The sequence below is a fragment of the Pandoraea terrae genome (genome assembly GCF_902459695.1).
Lineage (GTDB): Bacteria > Pseudomonadota > Gammaproteobacteria > Burkholderiales > Burkholderiaceae > Pandoraea > Pandoraea terrae.
Window position 1 is genome coordinate 15,402 of the sequence record NZ_CABPRZ010000041.1, and the last position, 12,091, is coordinate 27,492.

The following is a 12,091-nucleotide window of genomic DNA, read 5'->3' on the forward strand; positions in this document are numbered from 1 at the left end:
GCCTTAGCCCTGGAGCAAGTCCGGATCCCGGATGGCGTCGATCAACAGCCCGAGAAAGGCTTCGACCGGCGCCGGCAGGGTGCGGCCGGCCATCGTCTGGACTTGCAACGTGCGTTGATGCAGTTCCGGATTGCGAATTGGAATGGCAGCCAGGCCTTCAGGCGCCAGCCGGCTGCGTACGGTAAGCAGACCAGTCAGCGTGACAGTCTTGCCATCGCGCACCAGGCTATGCAGCGCCGCGTGGTAATTGCTGACGAACACTGGCTCGAACAGCAACCCTTCCAGGCTGCAGCACAAGTCGAACATCTGGCGAATGGTCGCGCCGGTGTTCGCCAGTGCGATCGGGTAAGGCAGCAAATCGGCCAGCGCGACTTCACTGTGCTGTGCCAGCGGATGGCGCTGCGCGACAAGCGCGAAGATCGGCGCGCGTTCCGCATGGACGACCCGGACGCCTTTTTCCGGCGCGATATTGAAGCACACGGCGATATCGGCTTCGCCGTCGCGCACCCGCTGCGTGGCCTCCAGAGGTGACAGCACGTCAAGGTGAAAGTGCGCGCCGGGATAGGCTTCACGAAAGCGCGTGATGACTTGCGGCAGGAAGTCGCGTGCCCCGCCTTCGGAACTGGCGATGCGAATCGTGGCTCGCCCGACTGCCGACAAGCCGCGAATCTCGGAAGTGACCCGCTCCGCATCGAGCAACACGCGCCGCGCGTGCTCGGCGAGCAACGCGCCGGCTTCGCTCAGCACCATTCCGCGCGGGCGCCGCTCGAACAGCGGTGCGCCGATATCCTCCTCCAGCTTGGCGATCTGCCGGCTCAACGCCGAGACCGCAACGTGCAAGCGCTCGGATGCACGGCTCAACGAGCCCGTGCGGGCGACTTCCAGAAAATAACGTAACGCGTGAGTCTGCATGGCGGTTCGCGGCGTCCTGAGCCCGTCGTTCTGGTTTGCCAAAACGGCAACGATTCATTCGAAATATTATCATTGTTGTCAAAAAAAGCGGCTTCTAGAATGGGCTGAAACGGGGACATGTGCCGGTGCGCTGCCGCAAACGGAGCCCGTTCTCTCGCAATCCATCTGGAGACTGTTGTGACGCGTAATTCCGCCCGTATTTCTGCCATCTCGCAAGCCTCGCACTATTTCGATTCCGGAGCGTTCCGCGCTGAGCTGGCCCGCCGGGTGGCGTTCAAGACCGAAAGCCAGGAGATCGACAGCGGCGCCGTCCTGCGCGCCTACCTGGACGAGGAGATGGCGCCGGCGTTGGCCGCGCTCGGGTTCACGTCGCGTGTCGAGGCCAATCCGGTCGTAGGGGCGGGGCCGTTCCTGATCGCACACCGTCACGAGGGCGATGCGCTGCCGACGGTGCTCACTTACGGCCATGGCGACGTGGTGCGCGGCTACGACGTGCAATGGCGCGAAGGCCTGAGTCCGTGGGCCGTGACGATCGAAGGCGACCGCTGGTATGGCCGCGGCACCGCCGACAACAAGGGCCAGCACACGATTAACCTGGCGGCGTTGAAGGAAGTGATGGCGGCGCGCGGCGGCAAGCTCGGCTTCAACGTGAAAATGATCGTCGAAATGGGCGAAGAGATGGGTTCGCCGGGGCTGCATGCAATCTGCGAAACCTTGCGTGAGGAACTGCGCGCCGACCTGCTGATCGCCTCGGACGGGCCCCGCCTGGCGGCTGACCGCCCCACGGTCTTCCTGGGCTCGCGCGGGCTTGTCAATTTCAGCTTGCGCCTGCAATTGCGCGAAGGCGGTCACCATTCCGGCAACTGGGGCGGACTGCTGCGCAATCCGGGGGTCGTGCTGGCCAATGCGATCGCATCGATCGTCGACGGCGACGGCAAGATCCTTGTCGAGGGTTTGCGCCCGCCGGCCTTGCCGGATGCGGTGCGCCGCGCGCTGGCCGGACTGGATGTCGGCGGCGGCCCGAACGACCCCGCAATCGATGCCGACTACGGCGAGCCGGGCCTCACGCCGACGGAGCGTGTGTTCGGCTGGAACAACATCGAAGTGCTGGCGTTCAAGTGCGGCAATCCCGAAAAGCCAGTCAATGCGATTCCGCCATATGCCTACGCGCACATGCAGATCCGCTTCGTGGTCGGTACCGATTGGGAAAACCTCGGCAGCACCCTGCGCGCGCATCTCGACGCCCATGGCTTCCCGATGGTGGAGATCGAAGTCGAGCGCGGCGTGATGGCCACGCGGCTCGACCCGGAGGATCCGTGGGTTTTGTGGGCGCTCCAATCGATGCGCGAGACGACCGGCAAGCCGCCAGTGCTGCTGCCGAACCTGGGCGGCACCTTGCCGAATGACGTGTTCGCCGACGTGCTCGGGCTGCCGACGCTGTGGGTGCCCCATTCGTATCCGGCGTGTTCGCAACACGCGCCCGACGAGCATCTGCTCGGTTCGGTGGCGCGCGAGGCGTTGCAGATCATGACCGGCTTGTTCTGGGATCTGGGCGAATCGGGTCACGCACTGCGCGATGTCCGCCACGCCGCGCCCCAATAACGGGGAAATCGCGGGCAAATCACGGGCCGCCGCAGCGGCCCGGGACGTCACGACAACAACGATATTTACGCACGTCACACCAGGAGAATCCCCCATGAATCCCAGTGCCGCCGCCGGCATGGCGCCCGCCGAGACGCGCGCGAAGCCGAGCGTCTACAAGCTCATTCTCGCCACGTCGATCGGTAACGCGCTCGAATGGTACGACCTGATCGTTTACGGCTATTTCGCCGTCACGATCGCCAAGCTGTTTTTCCCCGCCCACGACGAAACGGTGTCGCTGCTGCTGACGCTGGGCACGTTCGCGCTCTCGTATCTGGCGCGGCCGCTCGGCGCATTCGCGTTGGGCGCCTACGCCGACCGCCGCGGCCGCAAGGCGTCGCTGATGTTGTCCATCGCCATGATGACCGTCGGCACAGGGCTGATCGCCTTCATGCCGACGTATGCGGTCATCGGCGTGTGGGCGCCGCTCGGCATTTTCCTGTCGCGGTTGATGCAGGGCTTCTCGGCTGGAGGCGAGTTCGGCAGTTCGACGGCATTTCTCATCGAACACGTGCCGGGCCGCCGGGGCTTCATGTCGAGCTGGCAGTTCGCCAGCCAGGGGGCAAGCACGCTGTTGGCATCTGCGTTTGGCGCGGTGCTGACGGGATCGCTGAGCGGGGCCCAGCTGGAATCGTGGGGGTGGCGCATTCCGTTTCTGTTCGGCTTGCTGATCGGGCCGATCGGTTTGTATATCCGCCGCTATGTGGACGAAACCCCGGAATTCGCGCGCGAAGTGGAGCGAAAAGCGGCGCGCATGAAGCCGGCGCAGTCACCGATCCTCGAAGTGCTGGCCACGCAGAAGGGGCGGCTGCTCGCGTCGATCGGCTCGCTGGTGCTCACGACTACCGCGAACTACATGATCCTGTACATGCCGACGTACGCGACCAAGCAACTCGGCCTGCCGCCGGCCCAAGGGTTCATCGCCACGCTGGTGACGGGTTTCGTGATCATGGTGTTGACGCCGTTCGTGGGGCACTGGTCAGACCGCGTCGGACGTATCCGGATCATGATGGCGGCCGGCGCACTGTTCTTCTGCACGGTCTACCCGGCATTTGCCTTCATGAATGCGCACCCGTCGCTTGCGACGATGCTGATTGTCATGCTCTGGGTCGGCATGCTCAAGGCGGTCTATTTCGCGCCGATCCCGGCGCTGCTGTCCGAATTGTTCCCGACCCGCACACGGGTCACCGGCATGGCGGTCGGTTATAACCTCGGGACGACGATTTTCGGAGGGTTTACCCCATTGGTTGTCGCCTGGCTCATCTCGGCGACCGGTAACAAGCTTGCACCGGGCCTGTACCTGATGCTGGCGGCGATCATCAGCCTTGTCACGCTGGCCATCACGCGGGTGCGCCTGAAGGTGCATTGACGCTGGCGGCGCTCACGGCGGCGAGGGCCGCCACAGCCGGCCGCGACGCCCGGCATGGAAGTTTCACCGTGCCCCGTGCTTGCTGCGGGGAATTTTTTTCGCTAGTATTTTAAGCATAAACTATTTATGATTTAACAAAGCGTCTGCGCGGCGGGTCCCATCATGGTCCGGCCGCGGCCTGACCGGCGCCCGGCAAGGGCGGAGCGGGCGAACTCTGGAGGATGGCAATGAATATCATATGTATCGGTGGCGGCCCGGCTGGATTGTACTTCGGCTTGTTGATGAAACTGCGTCAGCCGTCTCACCGGGTCGTGGTGGTCGAGCGCAATCGTCCATATGACACCTTCGGATGGGGCGTCGTATTCTCCGACGCCACGATGGACAATCTCCAGGAAGCGGACCCCGTGAGTGCGGCCGAGATCAACGCCGCCTTCAACCGCTGGGACGACATTGATATCCACTTCGAGGACCGCACGCTGACCTCCGGCGGCCATGGCTTCATCGGCATCGGCCGGAAGAAGCTGCTCAACATCCTCCAGGCCCGTTGCGAAGCGCTGGGCGTCGAGCTCGTGTTCGAAACGGAGGTGGCCGACGACCAGGAGATTGCGCGAAAGTACCAGGCCGACCTGGTCATCGCGTCCGATGGCCTGAATAGTCGCATCCGCACGCGCTACGCCAATACCTACCAGCCCGACGTCGACACGCGCCGCAACCGTTTCGTCTGGCTCGGCACGCATCAGCGTTTCGACGCCTTCACGTTTGCGTTCGAGAAAACGGAACACGGCTGGTTCCAGGCGCACGCGTACCAATTCGACGACAAGACCTCGACCTTCATCGTCGAGACGCCCGAGGAAGTCTGGCAAAAGACCGGCATCGACCAGATGAGCCAGGAAGACGGGGTCAAGTTCTGCGAAAACCTGTTCGCGAAGTACCTCGGCGGCCACGAACTGATGGCCAACGCCAAGCATCTGCGCGGCTCGGCGATCTGGATCCGGTTCCCGCGCGTGATTTGCGAACACTGGGTGCATTGGGAGAAGATCGACGGCAAGCCTGTGCCGATCGTGCTGATGGGCGACGCCGCGCACACCGCGCATTTTTCGATCGGCTCGGGCACCAAGCTCGCGCTCGAAGACGCGATTTCGCTGGCCGACGGCCTGGGCGCGGGCGGCCCGGACGCCCTGCCGCAAGTGCTGCGCGACTATGAAGCCGTGCGCAGCGTGGAAGTGCTGAAGATTCAGAATGCGGCGCGCAACTCGACCGAATGGTTCGAGCATGTCGACCGTTATGCACAATTCGCGCCGGAGCAGTTCGCCTATTCGCTGCTCACCCGCTCGCAGCGCATCTCGCATGAAAACCTGCGCGTGCGCGACGCGAAATACGTCGAAGGTTTCGAAGCCTGGCTGGCTGCCGGCGCCGGTCTTGCTGTTACCGGACAGCAGGCGTCCGTGCCGCCGATGTTCACCCCTTACAAGGCGCGCGGCGTCACGCTCAAGAACCGCGTCGTGATGTCGCCGATGGCGATGTATTCCTGTCACGACGGCGTGCCGGGCGAGTTTCATATGGTCCACCTTGGCAGCCGTGCGCTGGGCGGCGCCGGCATGGTCGTCGCGGAAATGACCTGTGTGTCGCCCGATGCGCGCATTACCCCGGGGTGCCCGGGCTTGTGGAACGATGAACAGCGCGACGCGTGGAAGCGCATCGTAGGCTTCGTCCACGCCAGCAGCGACGCGAAGATCGCGATGCAGATCGGCCATGCGGGGCGCAAGGGATCGACGCGTCTGGCGTGGGAGGGCATCGATTTGCCGCTCGACGACGGTAACTGGCCGCTTGTGTCGGCCTCCGCGCTGCCGTATATCGACGGCGTGTCCCAAGTGCCGCGCGAAATGACGCGCGCCGACATGGACCGCATCAAGACCGATTTCGTGCTTGCGGCGCAGCGTGCCGCCGAAGCCGGTTTCGATTGGCTCGAACTTCATTGCGCGCACGGCTATCTGCTGTCGAGCTTCATCTCTCCGCTGACCAACCATCGCACCGACGCGTACGGCGGCAGTCTCGAGAACCGGCTGCGCTATCCGTTGGAGGTATTCCATGCCGTGCGCGCCGTGTGGCCGCAAGACAAGCCGATGTCGGTGCGGATCTCCGCGCACGACTGGGTCGAGGGCGGCATCACCGCTGACGACGCAGTGGAGATCGCCCGTGCGTTCAAGGACGCTGGCGCGGATCTGATCGACTGCTCATCGGGGCAGGTCAGCAAGGCCGAAAAGCCGGTTTTCGGCCGCATGTTCCAGACGCCGTTCGCCGACCGCGTGCGCAACGAAGCGAATATCCCCACGATTGCCGTGGGTGCGATTTTCGAGGCGGACCACGTCAACAGCATTATTGCCTCGGGCCGCGCAGACCTTTGCGCGCTGGCGCGGCCGCATCTGGCCGATCCGTTCTGGACGCTGCATGAAGCCGCGAAGATCGGCTACAAGGAAGCGACGTGGCCGCAGCAGTATATTGCCGGCAAGCGTCAATATGAGACGAACCTCGAGCGCGCGGCGCAATACGCGCAGCAGCCGGGCAAGTGAGGACGACGATGACCGATATGCAGAAGCCATCTGTCAACCCGCCGCCATCGCTGCGGGGCGTGCATGCGCTGGTCACGGGCGGTGCGCGCGGCATTGGCGAGGCCGTCGCCCGTCAATTGCTGGCGCAGGGTGCTCGCGTGACCCTGCTGGGCCGTCAGGCCGAGGCGTTGCAGGCCACGGCGCAAGCGCTTGGCGCGCGGGGCGAAATCGGCTTCGTCACGGCTGACATTGCCGATGCCGACAGCGTCGCCACCGCGTTCGCGCGGGCGGCTGAGCGTTTCGGGCCGGTACAGGTGCTCGTGAACAATGCCGGGCAGGCGATGAGTGCACCATTCGGCAAGACCGACGCGCAACTCTGGCAGCGCATGCTCGACGTCAACCTGACGGGCACGTTTCACTGCATTCAGGCGGCGCTGCCGTCCATGCTTGCCACAGGGTGGGGCCGCGTGGTCAACGTCGCGAGCACGGCGGGCCTGATCGGCTACGCTTATGTCACGGCCTACACCGCCGCGAAACACGGCGTCGTCGGCCTGACGCGTGCGCTGGCGCTCGAAGTCGCGAAGAAGGGCGTCACCGTCAACGCGGTCTGTCCCGGCTATACCGAAACCGACATCGTGCGCGACGCCGTGGCCAATATCGTCGCCAAGACCGGCCGCAGCGAGGCCGATGCGCGCGACGAGCTTGCCAAACGCAATCCCCAGGGCCGCCTCGTGCAGCCCGACGAGGTCGCCGATGCGGTTGTCTGGCTCTGCCAGCCGGCCGCGCAGGCGATTACAGGACAATCCATTGCCGTAGCCGGCGGCGAAGTGACTGCCGGCTGAACGCCTCTCGACAGGAGACACCCCGCATGAGCGACGTCAAACTCAGCATGACGCATCACAAGCGTCCGTTTGCCGATTATCAGCCGAAACATTTCCTGTGGTCCGTCTCGAACGACGCACAGGGACGCCCGAGCATCGGCACCATCACATTGAACCGTCCCGAGAAGAAGAATCCGCTGACGTTCGATTCGTACGCCGAGTTGCGCGACCTGTTTCGCGGCCTCGTCTACGCGACGGACATCAAGGCCGTGGTGATCACGGGCGCCGGCGGCAATTTCTGCTCCGGCGGCGACGTGCATGAAATCATCGGGCCGCTCACGAAAATGCGCATGCCGGAGCTGCTCGACTTCACGCGCATGACCGGCGATCTCGTCAAGGCGATCCGTGCGTGTCCGCAACCGGTCGTCAGCGCCGTAGACGGCATTTGCGCCGGTGCGGGCGCGATGGTCGCGCTGGCCTCCGACATGCGCCTGGGCACCCCGCAGGCCAGGACCGCATTCCTGTTTGTGCGCGTTGGCCTGGCCGGCGCCGACATGGGCGCATGCACCTTGCTGCCGCGCATGATCGGCCAGGGCCGCGCCTCCGAATTGCTGTTCACCGGCCGCTCGATGAGCGCCGAGGAGGGCCTGCAATGGGGTTTCTTCAACGCGCTGCATGACAGCGGTACGGTACTGGCTGCCGCACAGACGTTGGCGGACCAATTGGCGTGCGGCCCGTCCTTTGCGCATGGCGTGACGAAGAAACTGTTGCATCAGGAGTGGGCGATGGGCGTGGACGAAGCCATCGAGGCGGAAGCAGAAGCCCAGGCCATCTGCATGCAGACCGAAGATTTCCGCCGCGCGTACGATGCCTTCGTCGCCAAGCAAAAACCGGTTTTCAAGGGTGACTGACGTCATGAGTGACCGACAATTCCTCGACTGGCCCTTCTTCGACGACGCACACCGCACGCTCGCGAACGATCTCGACGCGTGGTGCGGCGAGCACCTGCATGTCGATCATCACGCCGATACCGATGCCACATGCGTTTCGCTCGTGCGCCAACTGGGCGCGGCGGGATGGCTCAAATACTGCGTGCCCGCGAGCCACGGCGGCGCGCTTCAGACGCTCGACTCGCGCGCACTGTGCGTATTGCGCGAGACGCTCGCGCGTCACGACGGCCTTGCCGACTTTGCCTTTGCGATGCAGGGCCTTGGCAGCGGCGCCATCACCTTGGCGGGCAGCGACGCATTGAAAGCGCGCTACCTGCCGCGCGTGGCGTCGGGCGAGGCGATAGCCGCCTTCGCCTTGTCGGAGCCGGAAGCGGGCTCCGACGTCGCTGCGATGCAATGCAGCGCCGTGGCCGATGGCGGCGATTACGTCATCAACGGCGAGAAGACGTGGATTTCCAACGGCGGCATTGCCGACTTCTACTGCGTGTTCGTACGTACCGGCGAAGCGCCGGGCGCGCGCGGCATCACCGCATTTGTCGTCGACGCCGATACCCCGGGCCTCTCGATCGCCGAGCGCATCGACGTCAGCGCGCCGCATCCCCTTGCGCGCCTGCGTTTCGACAACTGCCGCATTCCGGCTGCGCAGCGGCTTGGTGAGGCCGGGCAGGGCTTCAAGGTGGCGATGATGACACTCGACGTCTTCCGTGCTTCGGTGGCGGCGGCGGCGCTCGGCTTTGCACGCCGCGCCCTCGACGAAGGGCTTGCACGTGCCAGGTCGCGCCAGATGTTTGGCCACACCCTGGCGGATTTCCAGATTACGCAGGCGGCATTGGGGGACATGGCCACTGCTGTTGACGCCGCAGCGCTGCTGACCTACCGGGCGGCGTGGCAACGTGACGTACAGGGGCAGCGCACGACCCGTGAAGCGGCCATGGCCAAGATGTTTGCGACGGAATCGGCGCAGCAGGTCATTGACCGCGCGCTGCAGATGTTTGGCGGCGCCGGCGTGGTGTCGGGCGCCATCGTGGAGCGGCTCTACCGCGAGATTCGCTCATTGCGGATTTACGAAGGCGCCACCGAAGTGCAGAAACTCATTATCGCGCGCGAGCTGCTGAAGGACGCCTGAGGCGGCCTGGGCGCGCGTGGCATCGCTTGTGCAGTCGAGCCGGGGCAGGGCGCCCGACGCGAGCCAGGGGCGGCCCGGCTGTTTGCGGACATAAGGATACGGGGCAAGGAGAAGCACATGGAACGATCTGGACATCTCGACACCTTCGCGCGGGACAACCTCCCGCCTGCAGAACAGTGGCCCGAGTTTCTGCTCGACAATCCCGACGTGGCGTATCCGGCGCGCATCAATTGTGCGGCGGAACTGCTCGACCGGACCATTGACGAGGGGCGGGGCGACGCGCCGGCCATTTATTCCGTCGAGAACGGCGTGCGCACCGTCACGACCTATCGCGGATTGCGCGAAATGGTCGACCGAATCGCCCACGTATTACGCGCGGACATGGGGCTTGTGCCGGGCAACCGTGTCCTGTTGCGCGGCCCGAACAACCTCTTCATGGCGGCGGCGTGGCTGGCGGTCATCAAGGCGGGCCTGGTCGGCGTGCCGACGATGCCTTTGCTGCGCGCCAAGGAACTCAAGCAGATCATCGACAAGGCTGAAGTCAGCGCCGCGTTGTGCGACGGGCGCCTCAAGGAGGAGCTCGAGTTCAACCGCACGCCGGACCATGAATACTACTGTCCGGTGCTGACGCAGGCCGTGTACTTTCACGACGCGGGCGACGCCTCGCTCGAAGCGCGCATGACAAAGCAACCGGCCGCCTTCGACGCATGCGACACCGCGGTGGATGACGTTTGCCTGATCGCCTTCACCAGCGGCACGACGGGCCAGCCGAAGGGCACGATGCACTTCCATCGCGACGTTCTGGCGATGTGCGACCTGTTCCCGCGCCACGTTCTGAAACCGGGGCCGGACGACATCTTCTGCGGCACGCCGCCGCTGGCCTTCACCTTCGGCACGGGCGGCTTGCTGACCTTCCCGTTGCGCGTGGGCGCCTCGACCGTTCTGCTGGAAAAGCTTACGCCGGACACCTTGCTGCAGGCGATTCAGGACTACCGCGCGACGATCTGTTTCACCGCGCCGACCTTCTACCGCCAGATGGCGGCGCTGGTGGGCAACCATGACCTGACAAGCCTGAAGAAGACCGTATCCGCAGGCGAGGCGCTGCCTGATGCAACGCGTCAACTCTGGAAGCAGGCGAGCGGCATCGAGATGATCGACGGCATTGGCGGCACCGAGATGATCCATATCTTCATCTCGAGCGCGGGTGCGGACGTCGTGCCGGGCGCCATCGGCAAGCCGGTGCCCGGTTATATCGCGATGATCGTCGACGACGACATGAAGCCGTTGCCGCCGGGCGAGGTGGGCAAGCTGGCGGTCAAGGGGCCGACGGGTTGCCGCTATCTGGCCGACTCGCGCCAGACGAGCTACGTGAAGGACGGATGGAACCTGCCCGGGGACACCTTCTCGTGCGATGCCGACGGCAATTACTACTATCAGGCGCGTTCGGACGACATGATCGTTTCGGCGGGGTATAACATTGCGGGCCCCGAAGTCGAAGCGTCGCTGCTCAAGCATCCGGCAGTGGCCGAATGCGGTGTGGTTGGCGTGCAGGACGACGGGCGCGGGCAGATCGTCAAGGCATTCGTGGTGCTGAAGCCGGGAGTTGCGCGTGATGAAGCGATGGTGCGCACGTTGCAGGAGTACGTGAAGGCAACCATTGCCCCATACAAATACCCGCGCGCGATCGAGTTCATCGATGCCCTGCCGCGCACGGAGACGGGCAAGCTCCAGCGATTCAAGCTGCGCCAGCCCCATTGATAGAAAGAGGACGTATTCCCTCATGACGCACCCATTTGTCAAACCGCTGACCATCCGCTTCCGGCATTGCGATCCGGCGGGCATCGTGTTTTACCCGCGTTACTTCGAGATGATCAACGACCTCGTTGAAGACTGGTGCGACGAGGGACTTGGCATGTCGTTCGAGCGCATGCACATGGAGGCCGGGCTTGGCGTACCCACGGCCAACGTCGAATGCCGGTTCTCGAAGCCGAGCCGCCTGGGCGAGACGATCACCCGGACCTTGGCTGTCGAGCGCCTGGGCACCTCGTCGATGACCTTGGCGATACGTTTTGCGGGTGTGGACGACGACACACGTTTGACGGCGACACTGGTACTGGTCTGGGTGGCACAGCCCGATGGCCGGCCGGTGGCGGTGCCTGACGACATACGGATGAAGATCGCCGCGTTCGAGGCGGCGAAAAACGATAACTGAATTGGAGGGAACCGATGCAAATTCTGCAACCGCCCAGCTGGGCCAAACCGCGCGGCTATGCCAACGGCATGGCATTTGAAATGACGGTCGGCAGCCGGCTCGTGTTCGTGGGCGGCCAGATTGGCTGGAACGCCGAGCAACGATTCGAGACGGACGACTTCGCCCTGCAAGTGCGCCAGACGCTGGAAAACATTGTTGCGATTCTGGCCGAAGGCGGTGCGAAGCCTGAGCACATTGTGCGCATGACGTGGTACGTGAAGGACAAGGTTGAGTACGTCGCGAACTACCCGGCCATTGGCGAGCATTATCGCGCGACGATCGGCCGACACTTCCCGGCCATGACGGCCGTCGAGGTAGCCGATCTCGTCGAGGACCGGGCCAAGGTGGAAATCGAAGTCACCGCCGTAGTACCGGCGGCATAAAGACGTAAATAGAAAACCCGGCCGAAGCCGGGTTTCAAAAAAACTCCCGATCCATGCCGCCAGTGATCGGGGTGATTTGCGAACGCAAA

General features: G+C 64.3%; 10 protein-coding genes. 9 read left to right on the forward strand and 1 reads right to left on the reverse strand.

Going from position 1 to position 12,091, the window contains the following annotated elements; translation table 11 throughout:
- Positions 1–3: 3 nt before the first annotated feature.
- Complete coding sequence (locus tag PTE30175_RS26945) at positions 4–912, reverse strand: LysR family transcriptional regulator (RefSeq protein ID WP_150700143.1); 909 nt, start codon at positions 910–912, stop codon at positions 4–6.
- A 177-nt stretch (positions 913–1,089) separates the two neighbouring features.
- Between PTE30175_RS26945 and PTE30175_RS26950 the strand changes: the two genes are divergently transcribed.
- The 9 genes from PTE30175_RS26950 to PTE30175_RS26990 all read left to right on the forward strand — a co-directional run bounded on the left by PTE30175_RS26950 (position 1,090) and on the right by PTE30175_RS26990 (position 12,002).
- Complete coding sequence (locus tag PTE30175_RS26950; RefSeq protein WP_224788997.1) at positions 1,090–2,514, forward strand: M20 family metallopeptidase; 1,425 nt, start codon at positions 1,090–1,092, stop codon at positions 2,512–2,514.
- Positions 2,515–2,608: 94 nt separating this feature from the next.
- Positions 2,609–3,922: an MFS transporter gene (locus PTE30175_RS26955; protein ID WP_150700145.1), complete on the forward strand. Its 1,314-nt coding sequence runs from the start codon at positions 2,609–2,611 to the stop codon at positions 3,920–3,922.
- A 227-nt stretch (positions 3,923–4,149) separates the two neighbouring features.
- Positions 4,150–6,492: a bifunctional salicylyl-CoA 5-hydroxylase/oxidoreductase gene (locus tag PTE30175_RS26960; RefSeq protein WP_150700146.1), complete on the forward strand. Its 2,343-nt coding sequence runs from the start codon at positions 4,150–4,152 to the stop codon at positions 6,490–6,492.
- Between the two features lie 17 nt (positions 6,493–6,509).
- Positions 6,510–7,313, forward strand: coding sequence for an SDR family NAD(P)-dependent oxidoreductase (locus PTE30175_RS26965; protein ID WP_150700147.1), 804 nt, complete (start codon positions 6,510–6,512; stop codon positions 7,311–7,313).
- A gap of 26 nt (positions 7,314–7,339) precedes the next feature.
- Positions 7,340–8,203 (forward strand): enoyl-CoA hydratase family protein, encoded by an 864-nt coding sequence (locus tag PTE30175_RS26970; protein WP_150700148.1) that lies wholly within the window; start codon positions 7,340–7,342, stop codon positions 8,201–8,203.
- A gap of 4 nt (positions 8,204–8,207) precedes the next feature.
- A complete protein-coding gene (locus PTE30175_RS26975) occupies positions 8,208–9,368 on the forward strand; it encodes an acyl-CoA dehydrogenase family protein (RefSeq protein WP_150700149.1) in 1,161 nt (386 codons plus the stop codon).
- A gap of 117 nt (positions 9,369–9,485) precedes the next feature.
- Positions 9,486–11,126: an AMP-binding protein gene (locus PTE30175_RS26980; protein ID WP_150700150.1), complete on the forward strand. Its 1,641-nt coding sequence runs from the start codon at positions 9,486–9,488 to the stop codon at positions 11,124–11,126.
- Between the two features lie 22 nt (positions 11,127–11,148).
- Positions 11,149–11,580 carry an acyl-CoA thioesterase gene (locus PTE30175_RS26985; protein WP_150700151.1) on the forward strand — a complete coding sequence of 144 codons (432 nt, stop codon included), beginning with the start codon at positions 11,149–11,151 and terminating at the stop codon, positions 11,578–11,580.
- Positions 11,581–11,594: 14 nt separating this feature from the next.
- Positions 11,595–12,002 (forward strand): RidA family protein, encoded by a 408-nt coding sequence (locus PTE30175_RS26990; protein WP_150700152.1) that lies wholly within the window; start codon positions 11,595–11,597, stop codon positions 12,000–12,002.
- Positions 12,003–12,091: the final 89 nt, after the last annotated feature.